Genomic DNA, 16677 nt, shown 5'->3' on the forward strand with positions numbered 1-16677 from the left:
TGTCGCGATGGAAGCTTATCATCAATTTTTTAGCATGATTCAATTGAGCAGATTCAATCATAAGTTAACTGATTGATAACTATATCTTTAGTATCGTTAGTATGAAGAATATACGAAGCCAGTATGTAGAAGCTTTGCAGGAATTTAGTTTAAATTGCTTTGATGGGGTAAAAATGACAGGTTTCAGGGGAAGGCAAGCCCGGAATTACACCTCGCTTTTCAACCTTGCATACTTTAATTCTTCCTCCTCCAGCCAGAATTCCCAGAGCGGATTCATAAAGTCAGTGGTTTCATGAATCCAGCGACCACCTCCGAGGGGAGCGATCAGTTCTTTCAGGAATGACTTGATCTCCGTCTTGCGGATCTGAAAAGCAGCCTTCCGATCCTGTAAAGCAGTTAACTCATCGTGCACCTGCTTAATGGCAAGAATTTCTGCATCCGTATAGGTTTTATCTGATTTTCGTAATATCAGCTGATGATAGCGGGCTTTAATCGTTTTGATATCTTTATCCAGTGAGCCTGCCAATTTATCCTGTTCAAATAATTCCTGAACCAGGGCTTTCAGATCCAGTGGTTGGGATGGCGAACTTACTGAGGAGGGGTAAATTACTGCGGCAGGGTGGGAACTGGCAATTTTCAGAACTTCAGACATGAAACTGGAATTAATATTAGGATATTGTTTACTATGTTGGCCGGTAAACCGAACCTGTGTTTTGAACGCTTAAATACAAAGCTTGGTATTCCGCTCCTGTCCATTCATCGATTAATTTTATAAATTGACTTTATTGGATACATTCCTTACCTTTGCCCACTATTTATTTTGGGAAAGATAGGTGAGTTCCATATAACGTATTGACAATCATCCTGTTTCGTTCAGGCAAAAAAGGCTTAAGAACGAGCGGGAATTTTGCATGCTCAACTTTCTGAACCAGTTGAATAGGATCCATAAAACACAATCTGTAGTATATATATGGCTATCAAAAAAGAAAATCGTCCCAAGTCCAGTTTCTCCAAAATCACCATTGGACTGGCTTCACCCGATTCCATTCTGGAGAAAAGTTACGGTGAAGTGTTGAAGCCTGAAACCATCAATTATCGTACGTACAAGCCTGAAAGAGACGGTCTGTTCTGCGAGCGCATCTTTGGACCTGTAAAGGACTATGAGTGTGCCTGCGGTAAATACAAGCGGATCCGTTACAAGGGTATTGTCTGCGACCGTTGCGGTGTGGAGGTTACGGAGAAAAAGGTACGCCGCGAGCGCATGGGGCATATCAAGCTGGTAGTTCCAGTAGTGCATATCTGGTATTTCAAGAGTCTGCCGAATAAAATCGGTTACCTCCTGGGTATGAGTTCCAAGAAACTGGAAAGCATTGTTTATTACGAAAGATTTGTGGTTATCCAGCCGGGTATCCGCGCGGATAAAGGACAGAATGTAGGTGATCTTTTAACAGAAGAAGAATACCTGGATCTGCTGGAAACACTTCCCAAAGACAATCAGTACCTGCCTGATGAGGATCCAAACAAATTCATCGCCAAAATGGGTGCTGAAGCCGTTCATGACCTGCTGGAAAGGATTGACCTGGATCAGTTGAGTTATGACCTGCGGAATGCAGCAGCTACTGAAACTTCGCAGCAACGTAAGGCAGATGCCCTGAAGCGTCTGAGCGTAGTGGAAGCTTTCCGTGATGCCAATAGCCGTATCACCAACCGTCCGGAATGGATGGTTATGCAATATATTCCTGTAATTCCACCTGAACTTCGTCCATTGGTTCCTTTGGATGGCGGTCGATTTGCGTCTTCTGACCTGAATGATCTGTATCGTCGGGTGATTATCCGGAACAACCGTTTGAAACGTTTGCTGGAAATCAAAGCTCCTGAAGTAATCCTTCGGAACGAAAAAAGGATGTTGCAGGAAGCAATCGATTCATTATTTGATAACAGCCGTAAATCCAATGCCGTAAAAGCAGAAGGTGGTCGCGCATTGAAATCGCTCTCTGATGTACTGAAAGGTAAACAGGGTCGTTTCCGTCAGAACCTTCTTGGTAAGCGGGTGGATTATTCTGGTCGTTCCGTAATCGTAGTTGGACCAGAATTGAAAATGCACGAATGTGGTTTGCCTAAAGATATGGCGGCTGAATTGTTCAAGCCGTTTATTATCCGCAAACTCATTGAGCGTGGTATTGTAAAAACAGTAAAGAGTGCCCGTAAACTGGTTGATAAAAAAGAGCCGGTAATCTGGGATATTCTTGAAAATATTCTGAAAGGACACCCTGTAATGCTAAACCGTGCCCCAACACTGCACCGTTTGTCCATTCAGGCCTTCCAGCCAAAACTGATTGAAGGAAAAGCGATTCAACTGCACCCATTGGTAACCACTGCCTTCAACGCCGACTTTGACGGTGACCAGATGGCGGTACACGTTCCGTTGAGTAATGCTGCCATCCTGGAAGCACAGTTGCTGATGCTTTCTGCCCACAACATTCTAAACCCGCAGAATGGTACACCTATTACCCTTCCTTCACAGGACATGGTACTCGGTCTGTATTATATCACCAAGGGTAAAAAATCTACGGAAACTGAAAAAGTACGTGGAGAAGGAATGAGCTTCTATTCTCCGGAAGAAGTAATCATTGCTTACAATGAAGATCGCATTGATCTGCATGCACCCATCAAAGTGCGTGTAAACATTCGTAGCAATGATGGTAAATTGGAGAAAAAACTCACAGAAACTACTGTGGGAAGAATTCTCTTCAACCAGTTTGTTCCGGTGGAAGTAGGATATATCAATGCGTTGCTTACCAAGAAATCGTTGAGAGATATCATTGGTGACATCATCAATATCACCAACGTTCCCAAAACGGCAAAATTCCTGGACGAAATCAAAACCCTCGGATTCCGTATGGCCTTCCGTGGTGGTTTGTCGTTCAACCCGCAGGATTTGATTATTCCTGAGGTAAAAGGACAATTGCTGGATAATGCGAAAGTGGAAGTTGATGAAGTGTGGGATAACTATAACATGGGTCTTATCACCAACAACGAACGATATAACCAGATCGTTGATATCTGGTCAAGGGTGGATACCCGTATCACGGAGACGCTTATCCGCGAAATGCAGAATGACAAGCAGGGCTTCAACTCTGTTTACATGATGCTGGATTCCGGTGCCCGTGGATCTAAACAGCAGGTTAAACAGCTGGCCGGTATCAGAGGTCTGATGGCGAAACCAAGAAAAAGTGGTTCCACAGGTTCAGAAATCATTGAAAACCCAATCCTTTCCAACTTCAAAGGCGGACTGAACGTATTGGATTATTTCATCTCTACGCACGGTGCCCGTAAAGGTCTGGCTGATACCGCCCTTAAAACAGCGGATGCCGGTTACCTGACCCGTCGTTTAGTGGATGTTGCCCAGGACGTGGTTATTACAGAAACGGATTGTGGAACACTTCGTGGAATTGCAACAACTGCGTTGAAAGACAATGAAGATGTAATTGAACCATTGAAAGATCGTATCGAAGGAAGAAATTCCCTGCATAATATTTATGACCCTATTACAGATGAACTGATTGTTGAAGCTGGTACAGAAATTACTGCCTTTACAGCACAGCGCATTGAAGATTCGGGTATTGAAACAGTTGAAATCCGTTCCGTACTTACCTGCGAAAGTAAACGTGGAGTGTGCGTGAACTGTTATGGTAAAAACCTGGCAACAGGTTATACGGCTCAGAAAGGAGATGCTGTTGGTATCATCGCGGCACAGTCGATCGGTGAACCTGGTACACAGTTGACACTCCGTACCTTCCACGTAGGTGGTGTGGCCGGATCTGCTTCAGTAGAATCCAGCCTGCTTGCCAAGTTTGACGGAACCATGATGTTCGATGGTCTGCGTACCGTTGTAACAGAAAATCAGGAAGGCGAAAAAGTGCATGTAGTAATCGGACGTACTGGTGAAATCCGTAACATGGATGTGGAAAATGATCGCTTACTCAATGTGGTGAACATTCCATATGGTGCAACCCTTGTTGTGAAGGATGGTCAGAAAGTGAAGAAGGGTGATGTGATCTGTACATGGGATCCTTACAACAACGTAGTTATTTCTGAGATTCCTGGTACTGTGAAATTTGAACATGTAATTGAAGGTATTACCTATCGCGAAGAATCCGATGAACAAACCGGTCACCGTGAAAAAGTGGTAATTGAAACCAAGGATAAGACCAAGATTCCGTCCATTTTGGTGGAAGGAAAAGAAATCAAATCCTATAACCTTCCGGTTGGATCACATATCATTATGGATGAGGGAGAGGAAGTGAAAGCCGGACATGTACTGGTTAAAATCCCCCGTGTTCTTGGAAAACTGCGCGATATCACCGGTGGTTTGCCACGTGTAACCGAATTGTTTGAAGCGCGTAATCCGGGTAATCCTGCCATCGTTTCTGAAATTGACGGTGTGGTAGCATTCGGAGCAATCAAACGGGGTAACCGCGAAATTATCGTGGAAGCCCGAGATGGTGTTACCAAAAAATACCTGGTGCCGTTGACACGTCAGATTCTTGCACAGGATGGTGACTTCGTAAAAGCTGGTGTGGCACTGTCTGACGGACAAATCGCGCCAAGTGATATCCTGTCAATTAAAGGTCCATTTGCGGTTCAGGAATATGTAGTGAATGAAATTCAGGAAGTATATCGTTTGCAGGGCGTGCGTATCAATGATAAACACATTGAAGTTATCGTACGTCAGATGATGAAAAAAGTATCTATTGTTGATCCGGGTGATACTAAATTCCTGGAGGATGATACAGTGGATAAATTTGATTTCATCGAAGAAAACGATTGGATTTACGATAAAAAAGTGGTTACCGAGCCGGGCGAAAGTTCCCGTATGCGTGCCGGTCAGATTGTAAACCTGCGTGATCTGCGGGAAGAGAATTCGATCCTGCGTCGTTCAGATAAAAAACTGGTAGAATACCGCGATGCACAATCTGCTACTTCACATCCGTTATTGCTTGGAATTACCAAAGCATCTCTGGGTGTTCAGAGCTGGATTTCTGCAGCGTCCTTCCAGGAAACCACCAAGGTCCTTAGTACAGCAGCAATCAATGGTAAAACCGATGATATGATGGGCTTGAAAGAGAACGTTATCACCGGCCACCAGATTCCGGCAGGTACCGGTTTGCGTGATTTTGAAAACATGATCGTTGGAAGCAAGGAGGAATATGAGTTACTCCAAACTACCCGCGAGGCGATGAATTTCGACGACGAAGAATAAACAGAATATTTATTAAAAGTGCCTGATACCCTGTGGTATCAGGCACTTTTTCTTTTAATTCGTTAATAATTTTTTGTGATCTTAACACAAAGCGTTAAAATTAGGGCGAAATTAAAAGGTCAGTAAAAGGTTCTGCCAAATCCCTTAATTTGCCGTTATCAAATACTATTTCATGAAGTATCTTTCTCTGGTTTTAAGTGCTGTTGCTACACTGATTAGTGGTTACTTGCTGGTTGAACACATGAGTTCCAAATCCGGTGGTAAAAAAACAGATACAGCATCCGTTACCACTACCGGACAATCCGGTGAATTCAAAATCGCCTATTTTGATATTGATTCTCTTCAAAATAAATACGAGTTTTTTAAAGACGCACTGGGTGAATTAAAAGTGAAAGAAGAGAGCATGAATAAGGAATTGTCTTCACTTGAAAGGTCCTATCAGAAAAAAATCAATGAATGGCAGCAAAAGGGAGCCAGCATGAGTCAGTCTGAAGCCGAAGCAGTTCAGCGCGAATATGGCCAGATGCAACAAAATTACCAGCAACGCCGCCTAACCCTGGAGCAGCAGTTGGAAAATCTGAAAATGGATTATAAGAAAAACATCAAAACCAAGATTGAAGATTATCTGCGTGAATTCAATAAGGAAAAAGGCTATTCTTATATCATTTCTTATGAGCCGGAGTTGATGTTCTACCGCGATACTGCCTATAACATTACTGAACAAATCATTCAGGGCCTCAATGCAGAATATAAAAAAGCCGCAGAGAAAAAGTGAAAGGTGAAAGGTGAAAAGTGAAAGAGGAGAAGTGAAAGGTGAAAGAAATTGAACCCGCGATTTTCGCGGGTTTCCCTTTTGCCCTTTTTCCCCCTTTCCTCCTTTGTCTCCTTTTTCCCCTTTGTCTCCTTTTTCCCCCTTTCCTCCTTTGTCTCCTCTTCCTCCTTTGTCTCCTCTTCCTCCTTTGTCTCCTTTTCCCCCCTTTTTCCTATCTTTCCCTCTAAACTAACTGCGTATGGCCCAGGAAGGAGCTTCGTTTAAACCAACCCTTGGATTATTGGATGCCACGATGATAGTGGCCGGCTCCATGATCGGTTCCGGTATTTTTATTGTATCCTCAGATATCGCAAGAAATGTAGGTAGCGCCGGCTGGTTGATTTTTGTATGGTTGCTAACCGGATTTATGACACTGATTGCTGCCCTTAGTTATGGAGAATTAAGTGCTATGTATCCGAAAGCCGGGGGACAATACGTTTACCTGAAAGAAGCCTATAATCCACTGATCGGCTTTTTATACGGGTGGAGTTTCTTCGCTGTAATTCAAACAGGTACAATAGCAGCTGTAGGAGTTGCTTTTTCAAAGTTTGCTGCTTATATCTTTCCATCCCTCAGTGAGAAAAATATTCTGCTGGATTTCGGTTATATACAGATTTCGTCTGCACAGTTGGTTGCCATTCTGGTGGTTGTTTTGTTATCTTATATCAACACCCGTGGAGTGAAAGAAGGGAAACTGATCCAAACTACCTTTACCCTTGCTAAATTGCTGGCCCTTTTTGGATTAATCGTTTTTGGATTTATTCTTGGAGCTAAGGCTGGAATTTGGGAGGCCAACTGGAGTGATGCATGGAGTTTCGGTAAACTTGCTAAAACAGAAGCAGGTAATGACCTTGTTTTTGTGGGTGAAACAGTGCAGAAAACGTTTTATGAGAACTGGCCTGCTATAATTGGTGCGCTGTCTGCAGCAATGGTCGGCTCTGTTTTTAGTAGTGATGCATGGAATAATGTAACATTTATTGCCGGAGAAATTAAACGCCCGGAAAAAAATATTGGTCTCAGCTTATTTTTTGGTACCCTGATTGTAACAGTTATTTATGTATGTGCAAATCTTATGTATACCGCAGTATTGCCACTGAATGATATTGCTTTTGCACAGGATGATCGGGTAGCTGTAGCTGCTTCCCAGAATATATTCGGCAGTGTTGGTACCATCGTTATTGCCTTGATGATTATGGTTTCAACCTTCGGCTGTAATAATGGACTGATTCTCTCTGGTGCGAGAGTTTATTACACAATGGCTAAAGACGGTTTGTTCTTCCAGTCTGTTGGTAATTTGAATAAGAATGGCGTGCCCGCAAAAGGACTCTGGATCCAATGCGCATGGGCAAGCGTACTTTGTCTCAGTGGAAAGTATGGCGACCTGCTGGATTATGTGGTTTTTGTTGTGCTGATTTTTTATGTGCTTACCATCATTGGGATTTTCAAATTGCGCAGATCACAACCCAATGCAGTAAGACCTTACAAAGCATTTGGATATCCAATTTTACCCGCTTGTTATATCCTGCTGGCTACCGCCATGTGTTTTGCCCTCTTATTTACAAAACCTAAATTTGCATCCTTCGGATTATTGATTGTATTAATTGGTATTCCAATTTATTATATCGCAGTTGCGGGAAAGAAAAAGTAAACTGAGTAAGGCATGAATTTTGACCAACTATTTGAATCCTTTGGCAATGTAAAAGTTGCTGTTGTTGGGGATGTGATGCTGGATACCTATTGGTGGGGACATGTTGATCGTATTTCACCGGAAGCCCCGGTTCCTGTTGTGGCATTGGATAAAAGTGAATTGCGTATTGGCGGTGCCGGTAATGTGGCACTTAATCTTGTCGCACTTGGAGCGCAGGTTCATATTTTCTCCGTTTTAGGGGAAGATTCAGATGGTAAACAACTGGATCAGTTATTAACCGAATCAGGTATAGACACTTCCTATATAATTTTCAGTCACGAACGAAAAACAACCAATAAAATAAGAGTTATCAGCAGAAATCAGCAAATGATGCGGATCGATGCAGAAACAATTAAAGACCTTAATTCAACTGAAGAAGAAGCTGTCTATGATCGGATTGCTGCTTTCATTGCAAATGAAAAACCGGATGTATTGCTGCTGGAAGATTATAATAAAGGTGTTCTTACAAAAAAACTGATTGAAGATATTATTAAACTCTGCAGAGAGCAGGGTGTTATCACAACGGTTGATCCCAAGAAGAAGAACTTTTTTGCTTATAAAGGAGTTGACATTTTTAAGCCCAATCTAAAGGAAGTTAAGGAAGGTTTGAATCTGACACTTGATACAGTTCAGCTCCCTCAATTGGAAGAAGTGCATAATCGTTTACAAAATGAATTGCATCATTCCATATCCTTTATCACACTTTCGGAAAAAGGGGTATTTGTACAGCAAAATAATACCCCCCTGTTAATCCCCTCGCATATTCGAAATGTTGCAGATGTATCCGGAGCCGGTGATACCGTTATTGCTGTAGCCTCATTGGTTTATGCCGTAACGAAAGACATCTCACTTTTTGCAGCTATCGCCAATATAGCAGGAGGATTGGTCTGCGAAGAAGTTGGAACTGCTGCTATCAATAAAGAAAAGCTGCTGCAAGAGTGTAAATTACTGCTTAAGTAGTTTGAGTAGCAACCCTGATTCTTTTGAATCCCTGCAATTGAAGAAAATTTCGAAGTATTATCAACGCCTGCTCATCCGCTTTTTTAAGTATGCCTTTTTCAGTTGCCCGCTGTCGTAATTTTTCTTTAGCAGTCAATATCAATTGATTGGTTTCTTCCTGACTCCAGGAGCCTTCCTCAATAAATACTTCTGTACCAGATGGATTTACAATAATATCCTGAATTCGGGCAGCCGGAATAGTTACGGATACAGAATCCCCCGCTATAAAAATACCACCTGATCCTAATTGATTTAAATCAGTGCCTGCGAAAACCTTTCCTTTTATTATCAATACAAGGCGTTCTGATTGCAAAAGAGGAGCGGGACTTATCCATTCCAGTATTTTCTTTGGTGATCCTGCTTTTACCTGTCTAATACGACTAACCACCACTTCATCAGATGATTCGATGGTCATCAGTTCAGCCATTTGTTTAATTTCTGTTACCAGTACGGGTGTTTCCTCAATTAAAACTGGTGCAGATCCGAGTAATTTTCCAATAGAAGGCACCCAATTCATTTTTGCAAGAAACCAATACATGCCTATCAGCATTAATCCCAATATTCCCAGTTGAAACAATTTTTTCATCGTAATAGGCTTTTGGGGTTTTGATCTGTAAATTCTATGTGTATTTCTTCAAATCCCAACTGGAGGCAAAACTGTTGAATCCAGTTACTGGTATGAATACGGGTTGTTTCAAGAATTCCCGTTTCGGGAATGGCCGCCTGCACCTGTTTCTCTGCCTGTTCCAATAAGTGCATTCGTTCAGCCTGGTCAAAATCCATTCTCAATAAACCTATTTCCTGGTATTCCAGCTTTATTTTATCCGGAGGTAATTGAATGGATATGATGTTGGGTGCAGGAAGTTTTAGTTGGATGGATTTGCCATTTATACTGATATCTTCCTGCTTTAATTGAGTCAGATCAATTCCGGCTTTAATTCTGGCTTCAATACTCATCAGTATCTTCCGGTCACCTAGCTTGTACCAGGTTTTATTATCGTCAGCCTTTACCATTTTTGTAACAGTATACTCAGTAGTTGCCAATGCTCCCATTTCTCTTATTGCCAAAACTTTCTCGGCAGGTGTTGGAGATGGCTTGCAGCCTGCCTGCAGAAGGAGAAAAAGTCCGGTCAGATACTGCCCAATTTTACTCATATTTGCAAATTACGGTTTTCGTAATTTGATGATATGGAAAAATATGCTGTTGTTGTGGCAGGTGGATCTGGATTGAGAATGGGTACAACCCTTCCCAAACAGTTTTTATTGCTAAGGGATAAACCAGTGCTTTGGTATACCCTGAATGCATTCCTCGATGCTTATCCTGATTTGCAAATTATTCTCGTATTAAATGAACAACATATTGAACGGGGTCAACATATTCTTCGATCTACCTACGATCCTGACCGAATTTGGATGACAACAGGAGGCGAAACCCGCTTCCATTCAGTTCGGAATGGATTACAGCATATCCGCCGGCATTCTATCGTTTTTGTCCATGATGGCGTTCGTTGCCTTCTTACACCAGAGCTGATCCGCCGTTGTTTTGATGGTGCTGTGGATAAGGGAAATGCTATTCCGGCAACAACAGCGGTCGACTCTGTGCGGCTGGATACAGTGAATGGTTCTGTTCCGATGGATCGGGATAAAATAAAACTTATCCAAACCCCTCAAACCTTTTATTCGGATATTATCAAGTCGGCATTTGAACAGGATTTTCATGAATCATTTACAGATGAAGCCAGTGTAGTAGAAAAACTGGGAGTAAAAATCAACCTGATTGAAGGGGAATCCACCAATATTAAGATTACAAAACCCCTGGACTTATTGATTGCAGAAAAAGTATTGGAAGAAAGAGAAATGGGAATTTAGTAGGCTGGTTTCAGATAACGAAATGGCCAGGGTAACTGATTCCATCCAATAAAATAAAAAGGTTCATTTACTGCTCCGAAATTTTGATAAAAATGAGCAATTCCCGGCTGATCTGAACCTTCCAGATCAAGTGTTTTTTCGCTGCCTGCAAATTCTTTAATAAGCTGATCCAATAAAAAATGGTTGGCAGAGCGCTTTCTTCCCTCTGGCGAAGTATAATTAAGCAGGAGATAAATCCTCTGTTGATCTGCTACACAGAGACAGGCTGCCTGTAATTTATCTTCCAGCCAGATTTCCCTTATAATTATCCGATCGGCATCATTCATTGAATTACAGTACAGCAGCAAATGTTCATAATCCTGGCTGGTATAATTAAGTTCATGCGCATATGCCTTTTTAAAATGATCATGCACAAGTTTTGCGTTTCCGGATTTGCAATAACGGAAGCCGTACCGGCTCGCTATCTTCCTGTTTCTGTTAAGATCTGTCCTATACCCGGATTCAATTTTATCATATACTTCGGAAAGCGATACCAGAAAATTGTTTTTAGGAATTGCTTTAAAAAACGCGGAATAATTTGCCAGATAGAGTTCTCCGAATTTAAATTCATTCCTGCACGCCTGTAGAAAATCTGAAATCAGTTGATCCGATAAAATTTCCCTCGAATAGATGGCCGATTTTTGAATGAATGCCGGTTGGTATAAATAAGTAACACCCCATTTTTTTCTTGGAAAAACTGGTAAAACAGCCATATAATCCCCCAAAACAAATGCTCCCCAATTGCCTGCAATTGCAGTCATAAATGCGGGCTCAGCATATAGGGTGCCAAGCGTACTTGTTTTAATGCATTCGTTCCATTTTTTTAATGAAACAGCATTCCCGCTAATATATTGGATGGCATTGTTCATAGTGTTATAACCCCTGCCTGATCAGCCATTTTTTTGCTGATAATTGTTGAATGTCGATGCTGAATGAAATCGATTTCAGGAATTTTTTTTCTCCCAGCGTCGAAAGGTGATAGTCGCGAAACGGCTTGCTGTTGACAATCGGAATATAAACATTCACCAGGTTTCGAAACACACTTACCTGTAAACCGGCATCCATCAGAAACCTTGATTGATCCTGTTCTTCTTCCCACGCCTCTGCATAGGTCCCAATGTCCATAAAAACCTTCAATGGAATTTTTATCGGCAGCCTGCTAAGCGGATTTATTGAAGATGGTATATCCGCAGTAAAATTAACAGCAGACAACCAATTAGAAGATCGCCCTATTTTACTGCTCAGCAAATCGGTACGAACTTTGAAACCACCATCCCTTAACATGATCTGCTGACTTTTCCATCCACTGAACTCATTTCTTCCTGCAAAATAATTGCTGTAGGTATAATCTTCATACCCATTGGCTCCGGTCAAATTTAAATAATACCGGCTATTGCGTTGTTGCTTTTCAATTGTATTAGCACCATGTTCAATAAATTTTCCTGCAAAAAGCCGAACGCTAAGTCCTCCTTCCTGATTTGGGTAATTTAGAAAATAACGTGCGGTTACTGCAAGCCGGGTAAAACCGCTCCCAAGTTCAACCCGTGCATCCAGGTCATAAGGATAAAGTATACGATGATTGGCATGATGGAAACAAAGTTGCTGAAGCTTCCTTGTGGACGCTTTGCTTTCATCAATATAGCTGGTATCGTTGCCAATTATAAGTGTTCTGCTCGATAGGATGTCTTCACGAAAGAAATAGGACCTGAATTGCAGAAAACTTTCTTTTTTTGAAAGGGGATTGGATTGGGCCAGGTTGATTCGAAAATAAGGCGCCAGCTTTACAACACCAAACTGCAGATCTGAAGAGCCTGCCTTAAATTCATCCATTGTAAATCGCAACAGATCAGCACCAACCGACCAGTCTTTCACCATATTGCCCTGAGATGGAAACCAATGATGACTCAAATGTGCCAAGCCTCCAATTCGACTACTTTTGGTGCCAATTGTTGGTGCAACAAAAAATCGAAACCTGCTTACAGGTAATTGATAGTTGTGAAGGAATATGCCCAATTGTAAGCCATCGTACTGGTTATAACCAACAGCCAGACCAATTCCTACATAATAGTATGTTTCAGGTTGCCGGCTGCTGAATAAAAAAACAGGTTTTAAGGTGCGGGAACTCAATTGGTCAAGCGGTTTGGAACTCGCTATATCACCAGCTTCTGGAAATGCTTTTATCCAGGATAAGCTGTCTGAATGTGTAAATTTATTTTCAGCAATATATTTACTCATCGAACTGTCAAATCTTTTCTGCCCCATTTCCACTTCCAGTTTTTCTAATTGAAGAGCAGTTTTTTCATACACCATCAATCCATAATTTAATGAAGTCAGTTGCTCTGAATGTGTTGCCGGAGATTGATCTGATTTAATGCTTTCTAATCCTCTTATAAAAGCAAGTGCTTCATTATCGGGAAGCCGGTTTGCAGGAAACTTCAATTTCCTTCTTGTTTCCGGGTAATAAATTTTCTTATAGCGGCTATCGTAAAAGGAATTGATTCCTTCATCAAGCCAGGGGCTTGTACGTTCATTATTTGCCACAGCAATTGACAACCAGTTATGACCGATTTCGTGTGCTATGGTGATATCTAAAATCTGTGTATCTTTTATTGAATTCAGCACGGTAATGGTCGGATATTCCATGCCCCCCGATCCTGGCCCCTGGTAACCATCTACTACGGTCATTTTTGAATATGGATAATCGCCCAGCCATTCTGATCTGCTACGAATTGCCCGCTTCATGTATTCTATACCGTTTTTCCAGGAAGCTTCATTACCTTTTAGAATGGCCAGTTCCAATTCGATGGTCTTACCGGAAGCTAACTGAAGACTGTCTGATACCAGCGTTAAATGGGAAGATGCAAACCAGGCAAAATCGGTACTGTTTTCCAGCTCAAATTGATTAACTGTATAACCTTCTTTTAAAAGTTCAGAGGAAAGTACCCGTTCGCGTTTACCCGTAGCCACAATGGTATAATCGGAAGGAGCAGAAATAAGTACCGTATACTTGCCAAACTCATTATAAAATTCACCCTGATCCAGATAGGGGATGGGATGCCAGCCAGCTTCATCATAAACCGCAGGCTTGGGATACCATTGTGTAATCGAAAAAAAATCATTTTTATATCCCGATCGTGAAAATAGGTAGGGCAGTTTAACCTGAAAACTATTCAATAATTGAATAGAATCGCCGGGCAGTAAGGATTTATTTAATAGTACCCGACCATAATCCTGGTGTACGGAATCTTCCTGCCATTCCAGTGGATTGTTATCAGAGGAAAATTGAATCCGGTTGATATATCCGCGATCTTCTTCTTTACTGAAATAAAAATCCAGCCTGTTTAAATTCAATAACTGTTCACTGAATGCAGTATGATCATTTTTATAAGCATTTGGCCAGATATGAAAATAAATAGCGTTTAAAGTATCCGGACTATTATTGATGTACTGAATAACCTGATTTGCAAGAAGGGTTTTATTTTCCGGGTTCAGGGTTACTTCAATTTTATGATCCACCCGTTGCTGCCATTTTTTTTGTGCAAAGCCGGAAGTGCAAATAGCCAGCAGAACAATAAATTGAATAAGTCGGATGGTGACAATCATTTGATATTATTTTCCCTTACCAGCAAAAATAATCCGGATGGTATAAAGCATTATTTTCAGATCAAGTGCTAATGAAATGTTTTCAATATAAAGTAAATCATATTTCATGCGTTCCATCATTTCATCAATATTTTCTGCGTACCCATATTGTACCATTCCCCAGGATGTTAGCCCGGGTTTTACATGCAACAGATATTTATAATAGGGGTTGCGCTGCATGATCTGATCAATATAATATTTTCTTTCGGCTCTCGGACCAACAAGACTCATATCGCCCAGGAGAATATTCCATAATTGAGGAAATTCATCGAGTCTCCATTTTCGCATATGTTTTCCCCAGGGGGTAATGCGGGGATCGGAAGAAGAAGATAAGGCTGGTCCGTTTTTTTCTGCATCCTCATACATAGATCGAAACTTCAGCATAATAAACGGCATACCCTTATATCCAATTCTTTCCTGACGAAACAATATTGGTCCGGATGAAGAAAGCCGAACACGTATAGCTACATACAAAAATACCGGTGATAAGAGTATCAAACCAATAACCGCAGCGAAAATGTCAATAATACGTTTGATATTTTGCTGCCAGATTGGAATTAAACCATTATGTATATCCGTTAAAACGGGGCCGAAGATGTTGTCGGTACGGATAGCACCTGATAAAATTGAAATTGCAGAAGGAACCATTTTAATTTCAACATTTTTATCACTGAGTCTTCGAAGGTACTCTTCCGTTTCTTTTTCTTTCCCTGATTCCAGCGCAAGCACCACCAGCTTGATGTTTTGTTCATCTATTATTTTTTCCAGGTATTCAACTGTTCCCAGATAAGGAATTGATTTGCTTAAACCATTGGCCACAGCACCTACATACCCATTAAAATGATAGCCCTCCATTCGCAGCTGTTCTGCATTTGATTTAAAGATTGAATTGGCAATCCCTGAGTCTCCTACCAATAATGATGGAAAACGGATGCTTCCTTTTTTGAGTTGTCTTTTTACTATATTAAGGATAAATAACCTGCCTGAAAAGGTGATGGAAAGCTGAAAAAAAACAAAAAATGCAAAGGTGGAATAATAATAAGGGAGCGTTTTATCGTCGTCATTTAAGAGTATAACAAAAAATATTGCAATACATCCAATAAGACTGGCTACAACAGTGGTAGTGAATTCGCCTAGTCTTGATTTTTTATAAAGTGATAAATAAGATCCTATAATAGCATAGAACAAAACCCAGCAAATTGGCAATATTAACCAGCCAAGAAGGAATCCGTCATTTAAATGGAGAGATCCATTTAAAAATGCAGGAAAGCCCAATAAATGATTCCTGTAGAGATAAAAAATGAACCATACCAGCAATGCAGCAAGGTAATCACTAAGTGCATACCAACCTGGTGATAAGGGACGTTTGGGGTTTTGGCGCATCAGGTATTGATGGTATTATGTCGAATTTTGTGAAGAATCTGGTGGGCTACTTCCATTGCTCTGAAACCATCTACTTCTGATACCACCGTTCTGGAATTTGTGAGGATAGCATCTCTGAATTCTTCCAGTTCTTTTTTGATTGCATTCACTTCAGGAACAGATGGATTGGCAACAGCTACCGTCTTTTTGCCTTTTGGCGTTTCTATATCAAATTCAAATACATTTTCATCTTTATCGCCCTTCAGGCGGATAACTTCAGTTTTTTTATTGAGAAAGTCAATGCCTACATAGGCGTCCTTTTGAAACAGGCGCATTTTGCGCATTTTTTTCATGGAAATACGGCTGGACGTGAGATTGGCAACACAGCCATTATTGAATTCAATCCGAACATTGGCAATATCCGGAGTGTCGGTCATAACAGCAACTCCACTGGAGGAAATATTTTTCACTTCACTTTTAACCATATGCAGAATGATATCAATATCATGAATCATAAGGTCAAGAATAACACTTACTTCTGTACCTCTTGGATTGAATTGTGCAAGTCTGTGTACTTCAATAAACATGGGGTTGAGATCGAGCGTACTCGTTGCCAGATATGCAGGATTAAATCGTTCCACATGTCCCACCTGCATTTTTATATTGGATTCTTTTACCAGCTTCACCAGTTCTCTGGCTTCCTCCATCGTATTGGCAAGTGGTTTCTCCACAAAAACATGTTTCCCGTTTCGGATTGCCAGCTGACATAATTCAAAATGAAAATTGGTAGGTGCTACAATATCAGCAGCATCAATTGCCTGTAACAGTGCCACCGGGTCATCAAAACGGGGAATTCCATATTGGCTGGTTACCTCTGCTGCTATCTGGTCATTGGGGTCATAGAAGCCGACCAATTCTACCCCTGTTATTTCTTTCCAGTTGTTAAGGTGAAACTTTCCCAGATGTCCGGTACCAAAAACGCCAATTTTCAACATATTAATGGAT

At 41.2% G+C, this 16677-nt stretch carries 12 protein-coding genes; 5 read left to right on the plus strand and 7 right to left on the minus strand.

Features of this window, described 5'->3' with window-relative positions:
• Positions 1 to 205 precede the first annotated feature (205 nt).
• Positions 206 to 652, minus strand: coding sequence for a hypothetical protein (locus B2746_RS09560; protein ID WP_290792721.1), 447 nt, complete (start codon positions 650 to 652; stop codon positions 206 to 208).
• A 318-nt stretch (positions 653 to 970) separates the two neighbouring features.
• On the opposite strand from B2746_RS09560, the gene rpoC reads away from it, so the two are divergent.
• The 4 genes from rpoC to B2746_RS09580 all read left to right on the plus strand — a co-directional run bounded on the left by rpoC (position 971) and on the right by B2746_RS09580 (position 8721).
• Complete coding sequence (rpoC, locus tag B2746_RS09565; RefSeq protein ID WP_290792723.1) at positions 971 to 5263, plus strand: DNA-directed RNA polymerase subunit beta'; 4293 nt, start codon at positions 971 to 973, stop codon at positions 5261 to 5263.
• 172 nt (positions 5264 to 5435) lie between these two features.
• The gene (locus B2746_RS09570; protein ID WP_290792725.1) at positions 5436 to 6038 is read left to right on the plus strand and encodes an OmpH family outer membrane protein; all 603 of its coding nucleotides are present in this window, start codon (positions 5436 to 5438) and stop codon (positions 6036 to 6038) included.
• A gap of 235 nt (positions 6039 to 6273) precedes the next feature.
• Entirely contained in the window at positions 6274 to 7722 is a 1449-nt protein-coding gene (locus tag B2746_RS09575; protein WP_290792727.1) for an APC family permease, read from the plus strand.
• Between the two features lie 12 nt (positions 7723 to 7734).
• Positions 7735 to 8721, plus strand: coding sequence for a bifunctional heptose 7-phosphate kinase/heptose 1-phosphate adenyltransferase (locus B2746_RS09580; protein ID WP_290792730.1), 987 nt, complete (start codon positions 7735 to 7737; stop codon positions 8719 to 8721).
• Here the strand turns inward: B2746_RS09580 and B2746_RS09585 are convergent.
• On the minus strand, positions 8714 to 9346 hold the full coding sequence (locus B2746_RS09585) for a DUF4230 domain-containing protein (protein ID WP_290792732.1): 633 nt from the start codon (positions 9344 to 9346) through the stop codon (positions 8714 to 8716). The genes B2746_RS09580 and B2746_RS09585 overlap by 8 nt on opposite strands.
• The gene (locus B2746_RS09590; protein WP_290792734.1) at positions 9343 to 9915 is read right to left on the minus strand and encodes a DUF4230 domain-containing protein; all 573 of its coding nucleotides are present in this window, start codon (positions 9913 to 9915) and stop codon (positions 9343 to 9345) included. Before B2746_RS09590 ends, B2746_RS09585 begins: the two co-directional genes overlap by 4 nt.
• Before the next feature lie 33 nt (positions 9916 to 9948).
• Here B2746_RS09590 and B2746_RS09595 point away from each other — a divergent pair, with 33 nt between their 5' ends.
• Complete coding sequence (locus tag B2746_RS09595) at positions 9949 to 10629, plus strand: 2-C-methyl-D-erythritol 4-phosphate cytidylyltransferase (RefSeq protein ID WP_290792736.1); 681 nt, start codon at positions 9949 to 9951, stop codon at positions 10627 to 10629.
• On the opposite strand, the gene B2746_RS09600 is transcribed toward B2746_RS09595, so the two are convergent.
• The 4 genes from B2746_RS09600 to B2746_RS09615 are packed head-to-tail and all read right to left on the minus strand — an operon-like array spanning position 10626 to position 16667.
• Positions 10626 to 11537, minus strand: a complete 912-nt coding sequence (locus tag B2746_RS09600) for a GNAT family N-acetyltransferase (RefSeq protein ID WP_290792738.1) — start codon at positions 11535 to 11537, stop codon at positions 10626 to 10628. The two genes, B2746_RS09595 and B2746_RS09600, sit on opposite strands and share 4 nt — an antisense overlap.
• Positions 11538 to 11541: 4 nt before the next feature.
• Positions 11542 to 14271 carry a M1 family metallopeptidase gene (locus tag B2746_RS09605; protein ID WP_290792740.1) on the minus strand — a complete coding sequence of 910 codons (2730 nt, stop codon included), beginning with the start codon at positions 14269 to 14271 and terminating at the stop codon, positions 11542 to 11544.
• A 6-nt stretch (positions 14272 to 14277) separates the two neighbouring features.
• Positions 14278 to 15693, minus strand: coding sequence for a sugar transferase (locus B2746_RS09610; protein WP_290792742.1), 1416 nt, complete (start codon positions 15691 to 15693; stop codon positions 14278 to 14280).
• Entirely contained in the window at positions 15693 to 16667 is a 975-nt protein-coding gene (locus tag B2746_RS09615) for a Gfo/Idh/MocA family protein (protein ID WP_290792744.1), read from the minus strand. Before B2746_RS09615 ends, B2746_RS09610 begins: the two co-directional genes overlap by 1 nt.
• Positions 16668 to 16677 lie beyond the last annotated feature (10 nt).

It is taken from the genome of Flavihumibacter sp. UBA7668, assembly GCF_002483205.1.
GTDB lineage: Bacteria > Bacteroidota > Bacteroidia > Chitinophagales > Chitinophagaceae > Flavihumibacter.

What these genes read in the sequence shown, in the direction of transcription:
- B2746_RS09580 (WP_290792730.1), top strand. Translation starts at nt 7,735, where the DNA reads ATGAATTTTGACCAACTATTTGAATCCTTTGGCAATGTAAAAGTTGCT.
- B2746_RS09590 (WP_290792734.1), bottom strand. Translation starts at nt 9,915, where the DNA reads ATGAGTAAAATTGGGCAGTATCTGACCGGACTTTTTCTCCTTCTGCAG.
- B2746_RS09600 (WP_290792738.1), bottom strand. Translation starts at nt 11,537, where the DNA reads ATGAACAATGCCATCCAATATATTAGCGGGAATGCTGTTTCATTAAAA.
- B2746_RS09595 (WP_290792736.1), top strand. Translation starts at nt 9,949, where the DNA reads ATGGAAAAATATGCTGTTGTTGTGGCAGGTGGATCTGGATTGAGAATG.
- B2746_RS09605 (WP_290792740.1), bottom strand. Translation starts at nt 14,271, where the DNA reads ATGATTGTCACCATCCGACTTATTCAATTTATTGTTCTGCTGGCTATT.
- B2746_RS09610 (WP_290792742.1), bottom strand. Translation starts at nt 15,693, where the DNA reads ATGCGCCAAAACCCCAAACGTCCCTTATCACCAGGTTGGTATGCACTT.
- rpoC (WP_290792723.1), top strand. Translation starts at nt 971, where the DNA reads ATGGCTATCAAAAAAGAAAATCGTCCCAAGTCCAGTTTCTCCAAAATC.
- B2746_RS09560 (WP_290792721.1), bottom strand. Translation starts at nt 652, where the DNA reads ATGTCTGAAGTTCTGAAAATTGCCAGTTCCCACCCTGCCGCAGTAATT.
- B2746_RS09585 (WP_290792732.1), bottom strand. Translation starts at nt 9,346, where the DNA reads ATGAAAAAATTGTTTCAACTGGGAATATTGGGATTAATGCTGATAGGC.
- B2746_RS09575 (WP_290792727.1), top strand. Translation starts at nt 6,274, where the DNA reads ATGGCCCAGGAAGGAGCTTCGTTTAAACCAACCCTTGGATTATTGGAT.
- B2746_RS09615 (WP_290792744.1), bottom strand. Translation starts at nt 16,667, where the DNA reads ATGTTGAAAATTGGCGTTTTTGGTACCGGACATCTGGGAAAGTTTCAC.
- B2746_RS09570 (WP_290792725.1), top strand. Translation starts at nt 5,436, where the DNA reads ATGAAGTATCTTTCTCTGGTTTTAAGTGCTGTTGCTACACTGATTAGT.